Genomic DNA, 22579 nt, shown 5'->3' with positions numbered 1-22579 from the left:
CCTACGACTCGAATTATTGTTACCTGACGTAAATAGTTGCTATGCGAACACAGTAGACACAGCCGGCACGAAGTCCGTGCCTTTCCCATATCGGTCTACTCGGTTGCGATGCGCCTCGATGACCAATCGTGCATCGAGGCGACCGCATCGGGAAAGCTTCCGGTCGAGTCACCGGACCCGAATTTCATTAGTTGAGAGACCACGAGTATCGGCGCACGTCGATCCGGATATCCACTGGAACGCCTTCCTGCAGTCCAGCTTCCACAGCGCGAGCCCCACGGGGAATGACCCGCACGACGCCGCCGCCCGGCGGAATTACCAGCCGCTGATTCCTCGTGAGCTGGGCGAATTCCCCGAACTTGACCTCGTATCCGACAAGTTCTCCGCTTTCGGTGATTGCGACTAAGTCGATGCGAATCCGCTTACCTGGGTACTGCACGGACTCGAGGGTCACCTGCTCGCCGATCACGACATCTTTTTCGTTCTCGGCAAGGAACTGCTGAGCCTCTTCGCCGACTTTTCCTTTGGTACCAGAACTGGCGTTTCCGCCCGGTGCGAGCTGCGGATTTCCGGGTGCGGGCGACGAGGGGCCGCCGGAGTGCATCATTATCGCGAGTCCAGCGCCCGCGTTGGCGACTCCTTGTGCCGCGACCGCCGCGCTCGCGGCAACAGCCGCAACGCCGGCCAGGGACAGGCCCAGCGAGAGCCCGCCGCTGACGGGTGCTGCAACGGCGCCACCAATGGCGCCCGCGGTACCACCACCCGCCATGCCGATGGCGGCCACGATCTGCACCACACCGGCGGCGAATTGCCCGGCACCGTATCCGAATTCGAAGGTCTTGGTGGGCTTGTCGACTACGCCTGCGGCCGCGGCGGCGGGACCGATGATCGGGCCGATGAAAGGGACTTGGGCGAGCCCCGCGCCGACCAGGAACCCACCGAGACCCTGTACGGTCTCGGATTCCTTGATTTCTTCCAGTAGTGACTTCTTCGGCGTGGCCTCCTCGGTTTTCGCCTCCGGAGTTTCGGCTTTCGTCTCGGTCGACTCGGCCTTGTGCTGGGCTTCAGCCCTTTTCGCACTGACCGGAGGCGTTGCCTTCGCCGGAGCCGTGATTTCCAACGGGTCGAAGGTGTAGTGCGGAATGTTGTACTCTTCGGAGGGCAGCCGTACGGACTTGTAGCCGGGACCTGTTTCCTCGTAGACGAATTCGCTGTCTACCGTCGCGGTGACATCGTTGCCTTGCGTGCCGGAGAGGTCGATCGTGCGGACCGGATTGTCCGTCGCATATCGATACAGATTCGTGCCGTCCCCGAGGAAGATCGGATCGCCCGCCGTCCAACGACCGAGCCATGGGGCGTAATACCGAGCACCGTGATAATTGAATCCGGTCTCCTCGTCCCGTTCTTTTCCGGTGTAGCGGTAACGCTTCAGGCTGGTTTCGGCTGTGCCGCGTCCGGCCTGGAACGCCGAGGTGCCGTAGGGGTGGTAGTCCTCATAGGAGATGAGCGCACCGGACTGATCGAGCTCGACACCAGGCGATCCCAGATGGCTCGCGAGCTGATAGCGAATCCGCGGCGCGCCAGATGGTTTCGTAGCGCTCTCGACTATGGCGATACGGTTCTGGTCGTCCATCACGTGCAATGTCTCCCGTCGCAGAGCGACCTCGCCACCGCTGAATTCCTGGTAGATCTCGAAACCCGCGAGATACAGTCGCTCCTTCCGCGGCACACCTGTCCGCGTCTCGGTGACCTTCCGCGCACGCTGACCGTTGGCGTCGTAGACGTAGTAGGTGGTTTCGGGCGTGCCGGTATTCACCACCTGCTGGGCGGTGGCGCTGAGCTGGTCGCGATGGTTCCACCGCATCACCGGAAGATGGGTCATGCTCGCGATGTTGCCGTGCGCGTCGTAGGTGTAGCCGCTGCGATAGCCGCCCCTGGCGGCGTAATCGGGCAGGCCGTCCGGATCACCGGGCAAGCTGGTGGCGAGCAGGCGGTTGCTATCGAGCGCGTACTGATACCGACGCTGCCACAGCGTCTGACCGGGCGAATCGACGTCACCACCGGCATGATGAACCAGGTGCATGATGTTGCCGACTGCGTCATAGCGGAACTGTTCGACGTAATCACGCAGACCCTGTAGATCATTGGGGTGCACCCGCGCGCCGACGAACGGGTAGTCGCGATAGCCCGCGATGTTCGGGGTCGGCGCGAATTCGGTTTGGCCGCTGTGCTCTCGACCACCTGCGACGACCAGTCGGTAGCGCGCGTCGTAGACGTAATCGCTTGCGGCACTTGCCTGCACAGTGGATCGCAGTGCGAGGTCGGCGATCCGGGTGATGTTGCCGACCGGATCGTAAGTGTAGTGCAGATCTTGCACCACGCTCGCGGTCCGGAACAGCATCGAAGCCGTAGCATCGTCGCTGGTGGGACGCGTGGTGCGAAGCCGAGTGAGCCGGAAGGTGAACGGGTCGTAGTCATAATCGGTGGCTGCACCGTTGCCGAGATCGATACGGACCCGCTGCCCTTTGGCGTTGTAGTCGATGTTCGTCACGAAGTGCGTAACCATCTCTGCCCCAGCAAGATTCACCGTCACTCGATCGAGCAGGTTGGCCTCGTTGAAGCTTGGGCGGTACACGCTCCCATCCGGTGTGATCACTGCCGTCGGTCGGTTGAGCGCGTCATATTCCGTCCGCACGACCAGCGCAGGTCCTGGTTCGAGTAAATGGTCGGCAGCGCTGTCATCGAGGTCCGCCGAGTCGGCAACATCCGACCAGTCCGGTGCGGATCGGTAGTCGCGGGCGAAGCGTCGGTTGCCAGCGAGCAGATTGCCCTTGAAGTCGTAGCCCTCGTTGGTCGCCACGCCCGCGTCGTCGTAGACGCGGAATGTTCTGCCGCGCAGGTTGGTACCCGCGTCCGGGTGCGACTCACCATAGACCCGCCACTCGACGAGTGCCTCCGGATCCGGCGGCAGCGCGGGATCGCGCGGGGCGCCGACCAGCGACGAATGTCCCGCGGCGCGGACGAATACGCCGAGCGGGCGGCGCAATGCGTCATATGTCGAGCGCGAGCGGAAGCCGCGGCCGTTCCAGGCGAAGAGAGTTCCCCCGGTGGCATCCAGCAGCGTCCAACGATCGCCCACGTCCATGCCGTGCTGGAATAGCAGTTGCCCAGCAATGTCGTAGCAGGGAGCGAACCCGTGCGGTGTGAGGTTCTGCGGGGCGTCGAGTGGGTTGGGGCCGCTGGGCAACGGCGGCGTGACGTACTGCATGACCAGATTGCCACGGGCGTCCTGCACCCACAGGGCGTTGCCTTCGGCGTCCAACTTGGTGAATGTGACGTGCTTTTCATCCGTACCACTCGTGCGGTTGTGGGCAATGTTCACCACTGCCCGTCCCAGGCTGTCGACCAGCGTGAGTGCCGATGTGCCTGCATGCGCTGCGGCGAGTTGTGCCGCACGTCGTTCGGCGTCGTCGGCCGAGGTGCTCATGCGCGCGTACCAGGCATTGCCGGGCTCGAGGACGGTGTCGTTGAAGTCGAAATCCGCTGTGTGCCAGGGCGAGAACTCAATCCGGCTGACACTGCCGTCGGGCGACTCGGTCCGAATTCGCCGACCGGCCGCATCGTAGAAGAACACCGGCGTGACGCCGATTTCGACGGGTTCCGCGAACCGATGGCCGACCTCGGGCGGGCTGAAATACGGTTCGTACTGCTTGACCGGTTTGCCCTTGTTGTTCAGGATCGTCTTGCCGTTCGACACCCAGCGCATCGCACCACCGGGCGATTCGGGTTCGGCTTGGATCTTCCTGACCACGATATTGCCGCTGCTGTCGGAATATTCGAATGCCGTCTGCACCGGACTGTCGGGGTGCTGGGATTGGTGCAGCTCGCGAATTATCCCCGCGGCGCAGGGCGGGTGCTGGCCCCAGACGATGGCTCCGTCGCGGCGGGTTTCGCCGAAGTAGTACAGATAGCGGCCGGTCGCGCCGCCGAGCAACTGTTCCGCACGGGTCGCGTCGTAATCGTCGATCACGAAGAACGCCACCAGGTCGGCCGGATCCGGATCTACTGTGTCGGAGTCGAATCCGTCGAGGTTTTCGCCCTCGCCCGCCTTGCCGTGCGATGCGGTCGCGGTCGGCATGCCCAGAATGTCGTAGCGCACCTGTGAGAGGTTGTCGTTGATATCGCGGATCGTGCGCGGCGCCAGTACCCGGAAATCGAATTCCGTGACCTCGACCCGGTTTCCGAGCGGATCGGTGCTCGAATTCAGGTACAGGTCGAGCGGATCGTAGTCGAGCAGTGTGGTGTTTCCGAACGGGTCGGTGTAGCGCTCGGGCAGGAAGAAGTGCCGACGTGCGTCGTCTCGGAAACCTGCGATTCCCGAACAGCGCCAATGCTGGCCGATGGTGTCCGGGCCCAGACGCTGTGTCAGCGTAGGTCCGCTCAAATATCCACTGGCCGCGGTGTTTTCGAGTACATCGGTGACATCGGGTGTCAGCCGATCTCCGAGGACGGCTGTCAGCAGACTATCGGTCATTGCGAGCGTGTATGTCTCGAAGGGCAGCGCACGGGCGTTGATCGTGCCGAGGGGCAGCGGTCCGACCAGGGCGTCGTCGAAGAACAGTGATCGCGTCTGTTCGACTTGTCGCCGCTGCGGCCGGGTGTGAACGGGCAACTGCTGATATGGAATGGCCTCGACGGCGATGCCACCGACGACCGGATATCGGTCGCTGAGCTGCAGCCCGCGCAGCTGGTCGAGCCCGAAGTAAGGCCCAACGGGCTCGATCCCGGTCAGCTCGTATGTCGTTGTTTCGCACGGCAAACGGAGCCGGTACCGGTCCGCCTCGGCGACCGCGTCGTCGGTGTAGTGCTGCTCGAGGTAACCGATGTGGAGCTCGCCTTGTACGGCGGCGATCAAGGTCTCGGCCCCTTCGGGCAGCAGTTGATCGTTCAACGGTACAGGCGACCAACGCGGATACCCGACCGTGACGGACTGCAGCACGTTGCCGTATTCATCGGTCCGCAGATTCAGCGTATGAGTGATGCGCGGGTCGGCCGTTACCGTGGCTGCGCGTAGGTCGAGCTCGTAGTGGTAGCTGATCGTTTCGGCGTCGGTTACGTGAAATACTGCGTGCTGGTTGGTCTTTCGCAGTTGGACGAGTCGGATGCCGCAGCCCCTGGTGGTGGCCGAGACCAGCCGGACGGGGTTCTGTTGTCCCTGTGCGAGTGCGCGGAAGTCCAGCTCGTAGACCTCTTGGCGCAGCGGCACGCCGCGGCAGGCCCTCAGCGCCTCGCGCCGCTCATCGGCGGTGAGGTCTATTGCCTCGAACTCCGGTTCCGGCAGCGCACGTTCGTAGAAGGGCGTGCGGGCTTGCCGAGCGTTGTCGAGACGGTGCGCAAAGTACTCGTCGCCGAACTGGTGCAGTACCCGTCCGGCATCGATGAGCGCGCCGGTGTGATACCACGACACTGTCTTGACGGGCGGCTGATACAGCCTGTGGTCCTGAGTTATGAACGGGCTCTCGGCATTTGCGTCAGCGAAGGTGCCGAAATCCTCCACATCGACCTGCTCCACCCGCCCGAAGCCGCGGAACTCACGCTCCGGGCCGTCGAAATAGCCGTGGTGGTAGCTGTAGGTGCTGGTGAAGCTGGTGTTGCGCCAGCGATCGCGCACCGTCACCCGCTCGACAACGTGGACGGGGAAGGGCAATTTAGTGGCCCATGGCGTACCGGCCAGCTTGTCGCGCAGGTAGAACTTGGTGGACGGTGCGTACTGGATCTCGGTTTCGCCGCCGAGGTTGTTGTTCATCCCGACGAGCAGGTGTGGCTTCCGCCCGCCCATCAGGTCGAGGTAGCGAAGCGGGCTGCCGGTGTCGCCGAGTAGCGGCGACGACCACACCAGGCATGCCGTCCCATCGCCGAGCAGATCGAGCGCCTGCACGTCGACGGGCGCTCCCGTGGGTGGCAAGACGTTGAGCGCTACGGGATTTTCCCACCCGTTGCCCGATTGGTTGAAGTACACGCGGATGCCATGGGCGTGCAGATAGATGAGGTCGGTTGTGCCGGAACCATCGATGTCTGCCAGCAGCAGCCGCCTGCTATCGAACTGGTCGGGCCGATCGAACCACGGCGCGCGATCCATCGTCACCTTCGCACCGAAACGGCCGTAGCCCAGGTTCGGCCAGTAGCAGACTTCGCCGTTGCGAATGCGGACCAGGTCGCTGAGACCGTCGCCGCTCATGTCCGCGAGCTGGACCGTGTGCTCGCTGTCGGCGAAAATCACTGCCGGGCCATGGTTTTCATCCCATGGTACGGGTACCCGCCGTTCCGGACCGAAACCGTCTTCGCCGAGCGAGGGGTGCCAGATGATGACATCACCTGCGGTGATCAGCACATCGGAGCGACCGTCGCCGTCCAAGTCCACGAATCGCAGGTTCGGATCGTCCCAGTCGCGGTTCGGCAGCTCGCGAAACAGCGCGAACGGCGTCCACTCGTCATCTTCGGCGCGCTCGTAGAAGCCCGGATCCGGCCCGTCGAATCGCACGGCGTCCGGCCGCCCGTCGCCGGCCAAATCAATGAACCGAGCCCCAGCGGCCATCGAGAACGCCGGCTTCGGCATGATCAGTTCGGGCGGCGCGAAGCGGGCGGCCAGATGGGTGTCGCCGTTATGGCCGACACTGTTGATCGGGCTCGAGTTGCGCTTGTAGAACCATCCGTCGCCCTGCTCGGTCAGGATGCCGGAGAGGCCCTCGCCGTCCAGGTCGATCCACTGGTATGCATCGCCCAGCCCGCTCGGCAAACCCTCGCGACTGTCGGGATCGAGTTCCCGCAACCGGCTATCGATCTTCGCTTCGCTGTAGGCGAATTCGACCGGCGGCAGGGATCGGGAGCGGTAGCCACCGTTACGACGCCGGTATCCCTGTTGAGTGACCGCGGTCAGTAGCGAGTAGATCGGGTTGCGCGCGTTGGTGGGATCGGCGTCGTGAGCGTAGGTGAAGTCGGTCGAACGGACCAGACACCCGACGCCGAGCTCCGGCTCGTCGGGAAAGTGATGGAACATCAGGGCTCGGCGGCACAGGCGGTAAGTGCGCACCTCGAAACCGGATCGGTAGGAGGAGAACGGATCCGGTCGATCACCCCAGCCCGGCGCGTCCTGCGGCAGCGGGTTGGCTCGATCGTGCTCACCGTAGTCGAAGGCGAGCTCGAAGTACCACTGGTCCTCGGCGGGCAACGCGGGCCAGGCGGCTACCGGATCGAGAGTCGAAAAGTGCGGCGTGTGATTGCCGTAGCGAATTCGCTTGGGGTAGCGGTTGGCATTGCGAATTCGATTGCGTTCGTTGGGTTTTCCAGTGTCTACCTGCTCATCGTTCTCGGACTTGTAGTCATAGCCGATGACGTTGCCCTTATCGTCGTAGCTCGCGCAGATCAGCCAGCTGAAAATGTGAGTCGGATCGGCGGGGTCGGCGATGCGTGACTCCGCGGTCCTGCCGTACCACGTCGTGACATTGTCGCGAGAAATCGAGCGCCAGAAGACATCTGCCGCGTCGGTGCGGTTCGTCCAGCGTTCGATGCGCGCGAACAACCCCTCGACGCGAGGGCGATAGCGCTGGACGCGATAGCGAACGCCGCCAACGATGCGCGTCGGCAGATCTTCCGGCACCCAATCGCCGTTCTGCGCGACGAGCACCGGCACCAGGTCCTCGGCGCCGGAGAGGATGAAGACGTCGGACTCCGCGGCGTCGTCGTATTGCGGCAAACCCTTATCGGTTTTACGAGTGATCGCGGGAAGTCCGAGACTCCAACCCATTCCGAACGGACCGTTGCCCGCGCCGGAGTCATAGGTGAGGGTCAACTGCGGGCTGAAACCTCCACGGCCCGGGCTGACGCTGATGGGGATGGTCAGAGATCCAGTGCCGGTCACCGGGTTGGCGGCGAACTTCTCACCGATGCCTTTGATCGCACCGCCGCCCTTCGGAAGGCTGATGGCCGGTGGCTGCAACCCGGTTTTGCCGGGTTCAGCCTTTTCGCTCCCCGTATCGGATCGGCCCGGATCAGACTCACTCGGCCGAGATTGGTCAACCATATCGCTACTCCCCTGTCATCAGCCGAATGGTTCGAATACACTTGTCGCACAACAGTTCCCGTGCCGAGCGTGGCCCGTCGGGGGCGTAGCCGAGATTCGGCCGCGGCGTATCTCGGCTACGCCCCGGAACGGGCGGTACCGCTCAGGGGTGCCGGTGCTGGAGCGCTTGCTCGACCGCGGCCAGCGCGTCGACCGGGGTCAGGTTCTCGCCGCGGGCGTTCTTGCCCAGCTGTGCCCAACCCTCGCCGTCGGGCCCGCGTAACTGGATCCAGATGTCGCGGGTCTTCTCCAGCAGTTCGCGCTGTTCGGCTTCGTTCAATGCGGACATGAATTCCTCCTCTATTCCCACGCCGCACGCCGCGGCGAAATCCTGCGGCGACATGCCGTTGGCGGCGTTCATGTCGCAAGTACCGAACGGTGGACAGCCCTCGGGCAGGCCGCCGCCGAAGCCCTGGCCGTCGGTGTACTGATGGGCGATCTGTCCGGGCAGATTCGGGTTCCTGCCGTAACCCGCACCGATCACCCGCAACCCATCGGGACGGTCGGACCACATGCCGTGGAAGTCCGCGTGGTTGGCGTAACCGATCACCCGTCGCCGCTCCCCCAGCCAGTCGGCGATATTCCAGTACGCGCAGTTGATGCCGTCGGATTGATCGCCACCGGGATTGCCGCCGGATTCGACGTCGATCATCGTGATCATCCGCGGATGCGGGCCACCCGCCCGCTCGACCATCTCCCGGTGGGTGCGCACGGTGTCGAGCCAGTTCGGCCGCCAGTAGAAGTAGACGACGAAGCAGGCCAAACGGCCCGAATCGACTGCGCGGCACGCCCATTCGTAATTGGCGGCGAAGTTCGGGTCACGAAATGTGCCGTCGTTCGACCGGAAGCTCAGGATTGCGTACGGATACGAATCGTCCACCGGCGCCTGAAAATACGACACGTCAGCAAAAAGGCTGTCGACCATCTGGTCCCCCTCGATTTCGAATGTCCGAATTTCCCCTCGAGCGTTCGCTTCCCCCGCCTCGGCGCCGTGAGACGTCGATGAAACGCCGGCGAGACGCGGGAGCTGCAGATACTTGTAGAGGAACCCCGGGCGCCCGTTCGGCGCGATGGACCAATGCTGGAGCCGATCCGCCGCCCGCGGTAGTGATCGGTCGGATGAGCGAACCGGGTGTTCCATTCGGTGGACCACGAGCGATATGGCCCGTGGTGCTCGGTTCGTTGCGGTATCTGCATGGGAGGACAGACAGTGAACGAAGCGACGATCGAAAAGACGGGGGCCGTCGGGGGACGCGGGGTACTCGAGGGGGCGTTCGCTCTGCTGGAGGTACTTGCGCACGGTGCGGAGATGGGCTTGACCCAACTGGCATCGACCGCAGGGCTACCCAAGGCAACGGCCTATCGGCTGCTCAATCAGTTGGTCGAGGAAGGGGCCGTGCAGCGACGCGACGGCCGCTACCAGATCGGACCCCGAGTATTCCGGCTCGGACAAACCTGGCAACCCGCGCGGTTACTGCGCGCGGCCGCGGCGCAACCACTCGGGCAACTGACCGCGGCAACCGATCGTGGCGGCTTCAGCCTCGCGGTGACCGATCGGGGACACACAATGCTCATCGGCGGCATCGGGCGCGAGATCGACGAGATCTTTCCACTGCGGGCGGGGGTACTGCTGCCGCCGGGCACCGCTGCTGAGCAGGTGTTGGCCATGGGATACCCGAATCCCATACCGCCGGAGGGCTTTTCGTCGCGCGAGTGGAATCACCGACTTACCACAACCAGAGAAAGGAACCTCGCCTACGACACCGATATGAGCCGCTTCGGACTCGCCTGCGTGGCCGCACCAGTGCGCGGACCAGCGGGTGAGATCGTCGCCGCACTGGCGGCCACGGTGACCGAACTTCAACGGGTCACAGCGATGGCCGAAGCGATACTGCGGGCAGCGGGCTTGGTGAGCGCCAACCTCACCCGACTGCTCAGGTCGCATGGAGTCATATCGCTCTGAATGCGCTCAGGGGCGGGCACCTGGACACTTCTTTGGGTGCCCGCCCCCTTTGCTCGCCGTGTACGAGCTGGACGCCGCGTCAGGTGTGCGGCGGACCGCGCTCGATCAGGCGTGGGGTGGTTCGCCGGTGACGATGTGGTCGGCGTGGTTGAGGCCCTCGCGGACCAGGCGACCGAGATGTCCGTCGCGGATGCGATAGATGACGTGGCGGCCCTCGCGGCGGGTCTCGACCATACCGGTGAAGCGGAGTTTGGCCAGGTGCTGGCTGACGGCGGTGCGGGAGGCGCCGCAGGCTTCGGTGAGGGCGGTGACGTCGGCTTCACCCTCGGCCAGCAACCACAGGATGTGCAGGCGGGTGGAGTCGGACAGCATGCGAAAGGTCGCCGTGGCGGCCTCGAGGTGAGCCTGGTCGGCAACGACCGGGTGTTCGAGGCTCGGGGCGGGTTCGGTCGCTGTCGACCTGTCCGTCCTGCTCATGGGTCACCGACTTCCTGCCATCACCTTCTCGGCTCCCGAGGGGGTACCGATCGGCCACACCCTTGCGGCCGTCGCTGCGGCCAGTGTAGCGACGATGGCCAGGGTGATCGCCGCGGCGAGTTGTCCGGCTCCCGCGCCTACCCAACCCGCGATCGGATAGGTGAGCAGGAAGCACGCGTGCGAGAGGGAGAACTGGGCGGTGAATACCGCTGTGCGCGTGTCGGTGTCGGACTGTGCGCGCAACAGCCGCGCCGACGGGGTGTTGATCAGCGAGGTCCCCGCACCGAGAGTGATCCAGGCGAGCGCCAGCAGCGCCCAGCCCGTTTCCGGCGATGGCGTGAGTCCGGCGATGAGTGCGGCTGCCAGCAGGCCGACCGGCAGCAACGCGGAGCCGGTGAGCATCAATCGGCGGTCGGGCACGGTGGCGAGCAGACGCGGGATCGACAGGGCCACGACCATCGAGCCAGCGCCGTAGCCGCCCAGGGCCAGCGCGACCGCAGAGGCTGGACCGTCGAGCAGATCTCGCACGTACACGACGGTATTCACCACGACCAGCGCCGTGGCCGCGGCGACGGCGAGGTTCATGGCCAGCAGACCGCGCAGCACCGGGCGCGAGAGCATGATCCGGGCCCCGCACGTAATGCGTTGCACCAGCGGGATGGAGCGGTCGGCGGCCACCAGGCGCGGGAGCCGGGTGCCGACAACCATGATCGCCGACACGATGAATCCCGCCGCGGTACCGAGGAACAGCAAGTTGTAGCTGATGACCGTGAGCAGCGCGGCCGCCAGCATCGGGCTCAGCAGTGATTCGAGATCGTAGGCCAGCCTCGACAGTGACAGGCCGCGCGTGTAGTCCTGCTCATCGACCAGCACGGACGGGATCACCGCTTGGAAGGCCGGGGTGAACGTCGCCGACGCCGATTGCAAGATGAAGATCAGCAGGTAGATCTGCCAGACATGCGTGACGAACGGCAGCGTGAACGCGATCGCCATGCGGATGATGTCTGCCGACACCAGCAGCGCGCGCCGCGGCACCCGGTCGGTGAGAGCCGAGATCACCGGTGCCACAGCGACATACGCGACCATCTTGATCGCCAGCGCGGTACCCAGAACCGCGCCCGCATTACTGCCCGCGATGTCATAGGCGAGCAGGCCCAAGGCCACCGTCAATAGCCCCGTGCCGACCAGCGCCACCACCTGGGCAGTGAACAGACGACGGAACTGGGGGTGCCGCAACACCTCGATCACAGCAACCTCCGGCCAACTCGCCTCCGACAATCCACCACACCATACGACAACATGTGCGCAGTTGCGAACATATACACCGTCTTCTCCCGATTCGGGTAGCCGACTACTCGTTATAGCCGGTGCGCATCGAGTGATGATGAGTTACGCCGTTCTGCTGGGCGGCGGAGAGAACATCCGCTCGAAAGAAGACCGTCATGGGTAATGACGCCACCGACCCCGAGCCCAGCCTGCTTGGCCAGGATGAAGCCGATATTTTCCTGAAGCTTTCGGCACTGCTTACCGGGACGACCGATCTCGATCCTGTCCTCGCCGAGGACTTCCGCACCCAGCTCGAGCCGGCATTCGGCCCGGCGATCAACGTGTTGTGCGGACTCTATTACGACATCATCGCCGCCCCGAATCCCGTGGCGGCCTTGCTGTCCCGCATCGGCGGCGACGAGCAATTTCTGGCCGCGGCCAGGCAGATCGCCTCGACGTGGATGCTGACCCAGTTCTATCCGGACCCGACCACCAAGAAGCCGCAATTGGCCGGACACTTCGAGCGCGGCCTGCTGTGGCGGGTAATCGACGCCCATCCGCCGGCCTTCTCCGCCGCCCGCCACGGTTACTGGGCGACGCGGCCCGAGGAGCTCTGAACACGATGAACGACTTCGATGTCATCGTCATCGGCTCCGGGGTCGCCGGGGCGATGGTGGCGTGGAAACTATCAGACCTGCAGCCCGGGGCACGCATCCTGATCCTCGAGGCCGGGCAGAACGGCACCGATCACGCCCAGCGCGACGAATTCAAAACCGCGATGATCGCCAGCACCAGCCGCGGCGACATGCACGCGCCCTATTCGAAACTACCCGCCCGTGCCTTCGTGCCCGTGCCCGATGGTGTCGCGGAATCCCAAGGGGCACAGAAGTATTACGACCAGCAAGGGCCGGAGAACTTCAAGGCGCAATACCTGCGCCAAGTCGGCGGATCCACCTGGACCTGGCGCGGGAATACACCACGCTGGATGCCCAGCGACTTCCGGCTGAAATCCACCTACGGCCGTGGCCTGGACTGGCCCGACGCCCTCACCTACGACACGCTCGAGCCGTTCTACGCCGAGGCAGAACGCGAACTCGGCGTCAGCGGTGACGCCGCCGAATGGGCCGATCCGGGCGTCTCGGTTTTCGGCAAGACCCTGCAGCAGCACTTCGGCACCCGCAGCGCGGCATACCCGATGCCCGCCATCGTGTTCGGCGTCGGCGACAGGGCGATGCACGACGAGCTGAACAAACAGCTCGTGCAGGTCGACGGCCAGCTGGTGCCGGTCCGCGTATTCCACACCCCGCAGGCGCGGACGTCACGAAAGTATCGGCCGCACAACGAGTTCGATGAGCGACCGGCTTGCGAGGGGAACTCGAACTGCATTCCGATGTGCCCGATTCAGGCCAAATACGATGCGACCGTGCACCTGCGCCAGGCCGTCCGCAATGGCGTCGAGCTGCGCACGGCGGCCTTGGTTACTTCTTTGGAGCGCGATCCCGACTGCCAGTCGGCCGTGACCCGTGTGCACTACCGGCACTGGGACAGTGACCGTCCCGGCGACGATGTGGTTGTTACGGGCCGGTTCATCGTACTGGCCGCCAATGCCATCGAATCGCCCAAGCTGCTGCTCATGTCCGGGCTGGCCAATTCCAGCGATCAGGTGGGCCGCAATCTCATGGACCACCTGCAGGACGACATCAGCTTCCTGTTCCCGCGCTCGCTGTATCCGTTCCGCGGGCCGCAGAGCATGGCTTCCATCGAGATCTTCCGCGACGGGCCATTCCGCGTCAGCCACAGCGCCATCCGCATGACCGTCGGCAACGACGGCGCGGGCCGCGCACCTGGTCGCGGGGTCGCCGATGTCCTCGACGGGCTATTGGCCGCGAATACCTTCGGGCCCGCACTGCGTCAGGGTCTGGAAGACGAGCTCACACGGCTGGTGCGGATCGGTTTCTCCACCGAGATGCTGCCCGATCCCGCCAACCGGGTCACGCTCTCGAACAAGCTCGACATCTCCGGATTACCCAGGCCGCAACTGCATTTCGCGGTTGACGATTACACCTACGAGGGACTGCACGTCGGGCACGACATCGCGCTGGCGCTCGCGCGCGGCATACCCGGCGTAGACCAGACCAGCATCGAGCCACTCGGCTGGCCGAACCGCACCGCAGGGCAGCCGACACGGTTCAACACCGCCGCCCACATCATGGGCACCTGCCGCATGGGCGACGACCCCGCCACCTCGGTGGTCGACGACACCGGGCGCAGCCACGATCACCCCAACCTCTACCTCGCCGGATCCAGCGTGTTCACCACCTCCGGCACCGCCAACCCCACCCTCACCCTCACCGCGCTCGCCCTGCGCACCGCGGGCGTGCTCGCCACTCAGCTGTGAGGCACTGCGCCAGAGTGCCGCGACGACATACGGAGAACATCATGGCCAACGCAGTCGAACAGACCAAGAGCGGACTCACCGTCGCCCACGCCGGGCTCGGGCGCGCCGCGCCGAACGGGACGGCAGAGCCGGTCACCAGGGCGGTGCACGACGGCGACACCGTATCTACCGATCCCGTCGGCAATATCAGCACGCGCCTGCTCGGCATGGACGCACCCGAGGTGAGTTTCACCCTGCCGGATGCGCCGAAGACCTTCCGCGACATCGCATCACAGCAGTGGATCGACTTCCTGACCGACCCGTTCGCGGCGGGCACACCACCGTTCGACCCACCACTGCCCGCGACACTGCTCGCTGATCTACAGGCCCGGCTGGGTCCCACCTGCGCCACCAATCACGCCCGCCACGCAACCGCCGCGACACGGGCGCTGGCGGGCATGATCGACAACGACCGCACCGACCAAGGCGCCACCGACGATAGCTTCCGCTTCTTCCTCGCCTTCGCCACCGATGTCCTCGACCGCTACGGGCGCTTCCTGTGCTACCTCAACGTCGATATCCCGAAGGGGCAACCCCATCCCCTGACCTACAACGAACGTCTGCTCGCAGGCGGATTCGTCACGCCATACTTCATCTGGCCCAACATCGACCCGTTCCGCGAACAGCCGACCCTGACCGACGCGGTTCCCGTTCCCGGACAACCCATTACCAACCGACGTCTGGACAGCGCCCGGCAGTCGGTCAAGGCCGCCCGAGCCGCTTACGACGGGATCTTCGAGGTCGCCGACCCACTGCGCCTGCTGCCGTTCGAACTGCGCTACCTGGGCCGAATCACCAAGCGCGGCGGCCATACCGTCCGCACCGGCCCCGACCGATGGGTCATCGACCTGAGGACGCACGACGGCAAACTTCTTCCGCCCCACCGCTACATCGATATCCCGCTACCCGAGGACCGGTTGTTCGTCCCCGCCGAGTACCTACCCCTGTTCACCGAAAAGGGCTGGGGTAAAGCCTGACTCGCCGGGCGGTCGGACACCGGGCGCACCGCGCTCACCGGCCGAGTAGTCTGCGGCCGGATCCGATCGGCAGAGTGGAACGGAGGAAGCTCATGGGGTTGACCACGGAGGCCGCCGCAGTGCTCGCCGGTCTGCCCCCGCGACCGCCGCGACGTGAGCTTTCGGTCGAGGAGAACCGGGCAGGCATGCTGCGACTGGTCGCGACCGTGGGCACGGCCGACCGCATGCCGGGGATCGATGTCCGCGATCTTGTCGTCGACCATGTCTCTGCGGTCGACCGCTTGATCAGCACGACGCGGGTGCGGCTGTACCGGCCGTCAGCTCGCAAGCCGTTGCCCTGCCTGGTGTATGCGCACGGCGGTGGTTGGACACTCGGCGACCTCGACAGCCACGACTGGCTGTGCCACTCGATCGCCGCGCACACCGGTTGCGCCGTCGTGGCGGTGGATTACCGCCGGGCACCCGAACATCGTTTTCCTGCCGCGCTCGACGATGTGTGCGCGATCGTCGGCTGGGCGTGCTCACCGGCCGCGGCGGAATTCGGTATCGATCCCACGCTGATCGCCGTCGGCGGCGACAGCGCAGGCGGAAACCTCGCCGCGGCCAGCTGTCTGCGGCTGCGCGGGACCTCGGTCCCGATCCGACATCAACTACTGCTGTTGCCGGTGGTCGATACCCGGCCCGACGCATGGCCCAGTTACGCGAATTACGCCGACGGCTATTCGATGACCGCGTCCGACATGCAGTGGTACTTCGACCAGTACCTGGGCCCGGGCTGGCCGGAACGCGACAATCCCCTGGTCGCACCCTATCGGGAAGCGCAGCTGGCCGGTCTGCCCGCGGCCACCGTGATCACGGCCGAATGCGATGTCCTTCGAGACGAAGCAGAAGCCTTCGCGCAACGCCTGACCGAGGCCGGCGTGCCGGTCAGCAGACATCGAATCGCCGGGATGTTCCATCCCTTCCATGTTTTCAGCGGCGTGCTTCCCGAGGCCCGGGAACTGCCGCATCTCATCGCCGCCGAGCTGCGTCGCACATTCCGGCACGGGTGACCCTTCGCTAATTTTGCATTACACTTCGTCTATCTACATACACATCGTATCGATAGTCCGTTGTCGCGACGAAGGGTCGGATCATGGCAATGACTCCCCGCTGGCGCAAGTTCTCGCTACTGGTCCACGTCGTGACCTCCACGGGATGGATCGGCGCCGCGATCCTCTATCTCGCCCTAGCGGTGACGGTCCTGGTCGATACCGATCCGGTTGTCGTGCGGGGCGCACTGGCTTCGATGCGTATCGGGATCTGGGCCGTCATCGTCCCGTTGGGGGTGGCGTCGCTCATCACGGGCGTGATTCAGGGACTCGGTACGAGTTGGGGCTTGTTCCGTCACTACTGGGTGGTTTTCAAGCTGGTGTTGAACCTGATCGGGCTGGGGGTTCTTGCCATCTACACCAACTCCATCGACTACTACGCCGGACTCGCCGCTCGGCCGGAAACGGACGTGCCGATAGCCGAACTACGCAACCCCACCCATGTCGTTCATTCCACCGGTGGTCTGGTGGTGCTCATCGCGGCCGCGGTGTTGTCGGTGTACAAGCCCAAGGGGCTCACGGCCCGCGGACGCCGGCCCAAGCGGTCCGCCTACGTCGACAACCTCGACGAAATCTCAGCTGTATCACGTTGATTCGCTGACGACCGACCCATAGCGATGGGAGATGATTGTCATGCCGACCATCGAGGCCGACATCGGAACCGAATCCGCCCAACGGTTCCTGCACCAGTTCTGCAAGCATGCGCACGCGATGGGTTCCGGGCGGGCTCACCGGATGCGCGGCCACGACGCCCACCCGATCGGACGAGGCGAACTCCGGCTGCACAGCGAGTGGTCCGACACCGACGGCATGGTGGTCTTCGATCCATGGGGTCGTTGCGCCCTGCACGCGGCCGATGGTCGATTGACGGTTCGCATCGAGGCCGCGGATGCCGCTGCGCTACAGCGCATGCGGGAGATCATCACGCGTGATTTCGACAGGTTCGGCGGAAGCGGCCTCGAGATCGTGTGGCGCTCGGTCGACGACACCGGCCATTTCCGATAGCCGCCGCAGCGGCCATACCGAATCAGCTTGCCCGAGGCGATGATTCGCCTCCCCTGAGTCCTTGAAGCGGCGGCAAGAGTCCGTTCGAGGATTCAACGCGTCCGGCGGGCGTCCGACCCGCCAGCCAAGCGGCCAAGTCGGTCAGGGCGCCCCGGACGATCACCAGATGTCCGGCACCGATGACGGTCGACTGCCCGTTCGACGGCGCCAGTTCGATGCGTATCCCCGCCGGTACCCGCGGCGTCAGGAAGGCGAACAGGTGATAGCAGAACTCATCCGACCAGCCAGCTGGCTCTACCCCGAGGTCGTAGTCCACGCAGTGGATTTCGGCCTCACGCCAGCTGCCGTAGAGCACGCTGATGAGATTGCTGGGCTCGCGATAGTTCGCTCGCTTCTCCCACTCCGCAGGCGTGAGCCGGGCCCAGGCATCGTCGAGCTGTGTCGTGGTGTGCTCGACCTGCGAGACCAGCCAATCACCGGGACGGTTGGCGTGAGCTTCGATTTCGGCCTCGCGGCCGGGTTTTCCGCCGTCGTAGAACTCGATCTCCTTTCCCGCCAGCGCGTAGTCGACTTGGCGCAGCGCCGCGCGCAGGAAGGCCATCCGGCACGACAGAACGTGGGCGCGGGTCCAGCGCGGCAGCGAGGACGGTGCGCGAGCGCTGTCTTCGTCCATGGTCGCGATGAGTGCCCGTTCTCGGTCGTGGATTGTTTTGACGTGTGCGACGACAGTTCCGATATCCATTGGCTCCTCCTGTCAGCGGAAGGTGATCAGTTCGAACGCGGTGGCGTACGCACAGCCGAAACGCTCACCGGTGGCCCGGGCGATCCGCGTCAGGAAAGCCTCCGGATCGGCGAGCGGGCCGTTGCCCAGGCCCGCGAGGTAAACGCTGTGCGCCTGTAGCGATTTCACTCCGGTTGCGAAGTGGTCACCGACGTCGACGGCGTGCCCAGCGTGCGGGGAGCCCGCGACCAGCAGGGCCTGCACGCCGTTCCACGGTTCCAACCCCTGGTCGGTCAATTCCCGGAATACCCAGCGATTGCCGGCGTCACGGACCGCGTCGATGACCGCGCGTCCTACTGCCACATGGTCGGCCTGGTTGGGTGCGCCGCCGACCCAAGCCGGATGGTAGTTGGCGGTGATGACGAGCTCGGGCCGGTGCTTGCGGATCGCGCGTGCGATGTCGCGGCGCAGCGGCAGCCCGTATTCGATCATTCCATCTGGGTGGTCCAAGAATTCGACGTCGGAGACACCGACGACGGCCGCGGCGGCCCGCTGCTCGTGTTCGCGGGCCGGACCGGCGTCCTCGGGCGCCATGCCGTCGACCCCGGCCTCGCCACGGGTGGCCAGACAATAGGCGACGTACTTGCCCTGCGCCGTCCAGCGCGCCACGGCGGCCGCGGATCCGTATTCGAGGTCGTCCGGATGTGCGACTACGGCAACGGCCGTGGACCACTGGTCGGGCAGTGGGAGCAGTTCGTTAGACATGGTGGTCTCCTAGGCGGGGACGTCAGCGGTTTCGGGGATGATCGAGACGGTGCCGAGCGAGCCGTCGACGCGGATGCGCTGGCCGTCCGCGATCAGGACGGTCGCGTTGTCGATACCGACGACTGCGGGCAAACCCAGTTCCCGGGCCACGACGGCGCCGTGCGCCATGACGCCGCCGACCTCCAGCACAACCGCTCGAACCGCCGAGAACAGTGGGGTCCAGGCAGGGTCAGCGAAGGGCGCGACCAGAATGTCGCCCTCATCGAAGGCGGCATCCTCTGGGCGGCGGACGATACGTGCCCGCCCCTCTACAACCCCCGCCGACACCGGGCTGCCGACGAGCACACCGTCGCGGCCGCGGTCGCCGACACCGATCGCGATGATCTCGCCGTCGCTGGTAAACAGCCGCGGTACCGGAAACGCTTGTGAAGCTTCGAAATCCGCGCGTCGCGCCGTGAGCTTCTCGGCGATGTCGCCGAGCGGCTGTCCGGCGCGCAGGCCGCGGATCTCATCGAGAGTGAGGTACACGGCCTCTGCCTGGGAAGCAATGACGTCGGCGTCTACCAGAGCACTGACTTCCTCGCGAATAACGGTGCGGTAGATGTCGAACAGTCCGACGGTCAGGAATTTCTGGTGTTCACGCAGCGCCATCAGGGTGCGATGAACCTGGATCAAGCGCATGAGCACACGCGCCCGCACCCGGCCCGCGGGCATGGCACGGACGCGATCGACCAATCGCGTGGCGGCCGCCTGCGCCTCCTGCATACCCGCGTCGAATCGCTTACGGTGTTCTCCCGGCGCTCCGGACCCGATATTGGCGAGAATCGACGCGAACAACGCTGCCGGTTGTTCCTTCCATCGGGGCCGGGCGATGTCGATCTCTCCGGGCCCGCGCATACCGTAGCGGTCCAGGAACGCTGTTAGCGCCCGCCGGAACTCGGGCCCGCCCTCGACGGCGTCGAACGCAGTGGTCTCCAGAGTTTCGGGCGGGGCGGAGAGCAACCGCAACAGCGCAGGCCGTTCCCGCACGATGTCGGCGAGATCCCCTATGTGCAAACCCATTTCGGTGGTGACATTGCCGGGCATCGCCTTGTCGAGTGCGCCGAGATCGTCGGTGTTGCCGAGCCAGCGCTGGCACAGCCGCTCCAGCAGCTGGCGCGCGATCAGAGCCGACATGGGGCCGATGACGAGTTCGTCGACGATTCGTGGCGTGACGGTGCGCATATTGGCCTGAAGGGCGATGATGCGGTGCGGCCCGAGCGGTCTGTCGGCCGCCGCCCGAGCACGCGAAAGACACCTCTCTCGGAACATGTGAACCGCATCGTGCCGGCTGTCGAGATCCGACCAGCAAAGGTCGGCGAGCATCCTGGCTGCCGAGCGGGCGAGGAACACCTGGATGGCAACCTCTCGGCGGATATCGCGGCGATAGCCCGCGCGAAAGTCGGTGCGTGCGGCAAACTCTCGGACCGTGCGCCCAACTCCGGCGTCCATCGTGCCCACGGCCCACGCGACGACGCGACGGGCGAGAGGTGAGTGCAGCGGCGCGGTGTAGTCGAAGAAGACCCGATTGCCGGCCGCCACCATTTGCGTGCTTTCTCCGGTGGGCAGTCGGCGGCCGAAGGGGAAGTAGGTGCGCAGCACCGATTGGCCCAGCGGGGTGATCGGCTCGGTCATCATCTGCTGATGGCCGAACGAGAAGTACAGGTGCAGGCAGCTGTCGGCGGGCGGCTCGGGCGTCGGGAACAGCGACGTGATGGGGCGGGACTGGAGCACCTGCAGACCGGTGTCCGTCCACGCCCACTCCACGTCCTGCGGGGTGCCGAAATGGGCCTCGATCCGTCGGCCCAGTTCGGCCAGCTCACGAATGACGATGTCGGGCAATGCCTGTTCGTTCTGCCGCGCGGCCGGTATCGCCTGGTCAACGGTGCCGCCGTCCGCCATGGGCATGGTTGCGGTCGTCTTGGACGAAATGGTTTTCCGCACTGTGCCGTTCGCGTGGACCGTGTACAGGTCCGGACTCACGGATCCGGACACGACGGATTCGCCCAGACCGAAGGAGGCGTTGATGACGGTGCTGCGCCGGTGTCCGCTGACGGGGTCCGCGGTGAACATCACTCCGGCCGCTCGCGCGTCGGCCATGCGCTGGACGATGACGGCGAGTTCCACACCGCGGTGGTCTATTCCGCGCCGCTGACGGTAGTCTATGGCCCGCTCGGCGAAGGCCGACAGCCAGCACTGCCGCATCATGTCGAGCAGCTGCGCTTCGTCGCGGATATTGAGGAAGGTGTCGTACTGTCCGGCGAATGACGCGCTCGCCAAGTCCTCCGCTGTGGCGGAGGATCGCACGGCGCAGGGCTGGCCCGCAATCGCTGTCCGCCAGGCGTCGAACAATTCGGCGGCGACGTCGCCGGGCATCGGTGCATCGTGCAATGTCCTGCTGAACTCAGTGGCTATCGCGAAGACGGCCGCAGTGTCCCGCGGGTCGATATCGTCGAGATCGCGGTACAGGTCCTCTATGCCAGTGCTGCCGTCCAGGAAGGTGCGAAATGCCTTCGTGGTCACGCAGAATCCGTCGGGAACAGGCAGTCCGGCCTGCACGAGTTCGCACAGGTTGCGGGCTTTGCCGCCGATCGAGGCAAGTGGCTCGCCCGGCAGTTCGGTGAACAGGCGAATGTAGTCGGGCATGGGTCCTCCAGAACGTTGCGCCGTGCGATCGCGTGGTTTTTGCCGAGTTACGGGGTTTCGAGGATTTCCACGACGGCGCACGAGGCTTCCATACCGGGAGCATCGCTCAGTAGCAGTACGTGGTCGCCGATGCCGACTTCACCACTGCGCCACAGATATTCGAGCCCACGGATCTGATCGACGGGACCGGCATGCCCCATCCGCCGGGTGTATTCCCAGATGCCACGCTCTTCCTCGATTCCCAAGGGGCCCAGGAAGATTGCGTGTATCGCGTCATGGGTGAACCCATCGTGCACGACTCGGGCGATATCGTCCAGGGTGACACCGGCGTCTTTCAGCGCTCGCTCCACGGTGTCGAGCAAAACCGTTCCGAGGCCATCGAACGCGGGGCCACCGGCAAGCGCCTCACGATCGCAGTAGTCCAGGCGCTCGGTGAAATTCAGCGTGCGCCCGGCTGTTATTCCAGGGGGAAAGAGACGTTCGCCGCCGCGGTGCCGGTATTCCTGTTCGGGGTCGGAGACCGAATCAATCGATAACAACCGCGCAAAACCACCCCCCTTCGACAACACCACCGCACCCCCACCATCAGCCAACACGAACAACCGCGACGCCGACCACCGATCCACCGCCGGAGTACCAAAATTATCCGCCGCCGTCACCAACACCGCCCGCCGACCCACATCCGCCAACAAAAAACACACCCCCAAATGCACCGCCGAAAAAAACCCGATACACCCATTCCGAATCTCCACCGACGTCACCGGACGATTCACCGTCCGCCGATTCACATAATGCTGCGCCGACCACCCATCCGGCCCCTGCGGATGCACATTCGTATGCAACACCGCATCCACCTCCCCCACCGAAACCCCCGACCCCACCAACGCCCGACACCCCGCCTCCACCGCCAAATCCGGCGCCGGCACACCACCCGCCACCGTCACCGACACCAAACCCGACCGCTCCGCCACCCCCGCATCCCACCAACCACGCTCCACCGCAACCCCAACATCCACCACACCCACCCCAGCCGAACCCACCCCAGCAAAAAACACACCATCAACCTTCATGGC

At 65.0% G+C, this 22579-nt stretch carries 15 protein-coding genes; 7 read left to right on the top strand and 8 right to left on the bottom strand.

Going from position 1 to position 22579, the window contains the following annotated elements; genetic code table 11:
- Positions 1-187 precede the first annotated feature (187 nt).
- Together ACHQ4I_RS24710 and ACHQ4I_RS24705 are read right to left on the bottom strand one after the other, a co-directional pair.
- Positions 188-8080, bottom strand: coding sequence for a SpvB/TcaC N-terminal domain-containing protein (locus ACHQ4I_RS24710; RefSeq protein ID WP_420774220.1), 7893 nt, complete (start codon positions 8078-8080; stop codon positions 188-190).
- 142 nt (positions 8081-8222) lie between these two features.
- Positions 8223-9044, bottom strand: a complete 822-nt coding sequence (locus ACHQ4I_RS24705; RefSeq protein ID WP_420774219.1) for a hypothetical protein — start codon at positions 9042-9044, stop codon at positions 8223-8225.
- 285 nt (positions 9045-9329) lie between these two features.
- Between ACHQ4I_RS24705 and ACHQ4I_RS24700 the strand changes: the two genes are divergently transcribed.
- On the top strand, positions 9330-10082 hold the full coding sequence (locus ACHQ4I_RS24700; protein WP_420774218.1) for an IclR family transcriptional regulator: 753 nt from the start codon (positions 9330-9332) through the stop codon (positions 10080-10082).
- A 105-nt stretch (positions 10083-10187) separates the two neighbouring features.
- On the opposite strand, the gene ACHQ4I_RS24695 is transcribed toward ACHQ4I_RS24700, so the two are convergent.
- Entirely contained in the window at positions 10188-10559 is a 372-nt protein-coding gene (locus ACHQ4I_RS24695) for an ArsR/SmtB family transcription factor (protein WP_420774217.1), read from the bottom strand.
- Between the two features lie 3 nt (positions 10560-10562).
- On the bottom strand, positions 10563-11807 hold the full coding sequence (locus ACHQ4I_RS24690) for an MFS transporter (RefSeq protein WP_420774216.1): 1245 nt from the start codon (positions 11805-11807) through the stop codon (positions 10563-10565).
- A 194-nt stretch (positions 11808-12001) separates the two neighbouring features.
- On the opposite strand from ACHQ4I_RS24690, the gene ACHQ4I_RS24685 reads away from it, so the two are divergent.
- The 6 genes from ACHQ4I_RS24685 to ACHQ4I_RS24660 all read left to right on the top strand — a co-directional run bounded on the left by ACHQ4I_RS24685 (position 12002) and on the right by ACHQ4I_RS24660 (position 17335).
- The gene (locus ACHQ4I_RS24685) at positions 12002-12442 is read left to right on the top strand and encodes a sugar dehydrogenase complex small subunit (protein ID WP_420774215.1); all 441 of its coding nucleotides are present in this window, start codon (positions 12002-12004) and stop codon (positions 12440-12442) included.
- Between the two features lie 5 nt (positions 12443-12447).
- Entirely contained in the window at positions 12448-14223 is a 1776-nt protein-coding gene (locus tag ACHQ4I_RS24680; protein ID WP_420774214.1) for a GMC family oxidoreductase, read from the top strand.
- Positions 14224-14264: 41 nt separating this feature from the next.
- Positions 14265-15239, top strand: a complete 975-nt coding sequence (locus tag ACHQ4I_RS24675) for a hypothetical protein (protein WP_420774213.1) — start codon at positions 14265-14267, stop codon at positions 15237-15239.
- A gap of 92 nt (positions 15240-15331) precedes the next feature.
- Positions 15332-16291: an alpha/beta hydrolase gene (locus ACHQ4I_RS24670; protein WP_420774212.1), complete on the top strand. Its 960-nt coding sequence runs from the start codon at positions 15332-15334 to the stop codon at positions 16289-16291.
- Positions 16292-16374: 83 nt separating this feature from the next.
- Positions 16375-16923, top strand: a complete 549-nt coding sequence (locus ACHQ4I_RS24665; protein ID WP_420774211.1) for a DUF2269 domain-containing protein — start codon at positions 16375-16377, stop codon at positions 16921-16923.
- 40 nt (positions 16924-16963) lie between these two features.
- Positions 16964-17335, top strand: a complete 372-nt coding sequence (locus ACHQ4I_RS24660; protein ID WP_420774210.1) for a DUF2218 domain-containing protein — start codon at positions 16964-16966, stop codon at positions 17333-17335.
- A gap of 22 nt (positions 17336-17357) precedes the next feature.
- Here the strand turns inward: ACHQ4I_RS24660 and ACHQ4I_RS24655 are convergent, their stop codons facing one another.
- From ACHQ4I_RS24655 to ACHQ4I_RS24640, 4 genes are read right to left on the bottom strand one after another with little or no spacing between them, the layout of a single operon-like run.
- Complete coding sequence (locus ACHQ4I_RS24655) at positions 17358-18077, bottom strand: maleylpyruvate isomerase family mycothiol-dependent enzyme (RefSeq protein ID WP_420774209.1); 720 nt, start codon at positions 18075-18077, stop codon at positions 17358-17360.
- 12 nt (positions 18078-18089) lie between these two features.
- On the bottom strand, positions 18090-18821 hold the full coding sequence (locus ACHQ4I_RS24650) for a PIG-L deacetylase family protein (protein WP_420774208.1): 732 nt from the start codon (positions 18819-18821) through the stop codon (positions 18090-18092).
- A gap of 9 nt (positions 18822-18830) precedes the next feature.
- Positions 18831-21506: a phosphoenolpyruvate synthase gene (locus ACHQ4I_RS24645; RefSeq protein ID WP_420774207.1), complete on the bottom strand. Its 2676-nt coding sequence runs from the start codon at positions 21504-21506 to the stop codon at positions 18831-18833.
- A gap of 47 nt (positions 21507-21553) precedes the next feature.
- Positions 21554-22360, bottom strand: coding sequence for a ketoacyl-ACP synthase III family protein (locus ACHQ4I_RS24640; protein WP_420774206.1), 807 nt, complete (start codon positions 22358-22360; stop codon positions 21554-21556).
- Positions 22361-22579: the final 219 nt, after the last annotated feature.

Origin of the sequence: Nocardia nepalensis (assembly GCF_048910785.1) — a bacterium.
In the GTDB taxonomy this organism is placed as follows: Bacteria; Actinomycetota; Actinomycetes; order Mycobacteriales; family Mycobacteriaceae; genus Nocardia; species Nocardia nepalensis.
The sequence above is the reverse complement of the archived record's forward strand: the minus strand, read 5'-3'. Positions and strand labels throughout refer to the sequence as shown.

Coding starts and splice junctions, on each gene's coding strand:
- ACHQ4I_RS24660 (WP_420774210.1), top strand. CDS start 16,964: ATGCCGACCATCGAGGCCGACATCGGAACCGAATCCGCCCAACGGTTC.
- ACHQ4I_RS24685 (WP_420774215.1), top strand. CDS start 12,002: ATGGGTAATGACGCCACCGACCCCGAGCCCAGCCTGCTTGGCCAGGAT.
- ACHQ4I_RS24680 (WP_420774214.1), top strand. CDS start 12,448: ATGAACGACTTCGATGTCATCGTCATCGGCTCCGGGGTCGCCGGGGCG.
- ACHQ4I_RS24705 (WP_420774219.1), bottom strand. CDS start 9,044: ATGGTCGACAGCCTTTTTGCTGACGTGTCGTATTTTCAGGCGCCGGTG.
- ACHQ4I_RS24695 (WP_420774217.1), bottom strand. CDS start 10,559: ATGAGCAGGACGGACAGGTCGACAGCGACCGAACCCGCCCCGAGCCTC.
- ACHQ4I_RS24650 (WP_420774208.1), bottom strand. CDS start 18,821: ATGTCTAACGAACTGCTCCCACTGCCCGACCAGTGGTCCACGGCCGTT.
- ACHQ4I_RS24670 (WP_420774212.1), top strand. CDS start 15,332: ATGGGGTTGACCACGGAGGCCGCCGCAGTGCTCGCCGGTCTGCCCCCG.
- ACHQ4I_RS24665 (WP_420774211.1), top strand. CDS start 16,375: ATGGCAATGACTCCCCGCTGGCGCAAGTTCTCGCTACTGGTCCACGTC.
- ACHQ4I_RS24710 (WP_420774220.1), bottom strand. CDS start 8,080: ATGGTTGACCAATCTCGGCCGAGTGAGTCTGATCCGGGCCGATCCGAT.
- ACHQ4I_RS24655 (WP_420774209.1), bottom strand. CDS start 18,077: ATGGATATCGGAACTGTCGTCGCACACGTCAAAACAATCCACGACCGA.
- ACHQ4I_RS24675 (WP_420774213.1), top strand. CDS start 14,265: ATGGCCAACGCAGTCGAACAGACCAAGAGCGGACTCACCGTCGCCCAC.
- ACHQ4I_RS24645 (WP_420774207.1), bottom strand. CDS start 21,506: ATGCCCGACTACATTCGCCTGTTCACCGAACTGCCGGGCGAGCCACTT.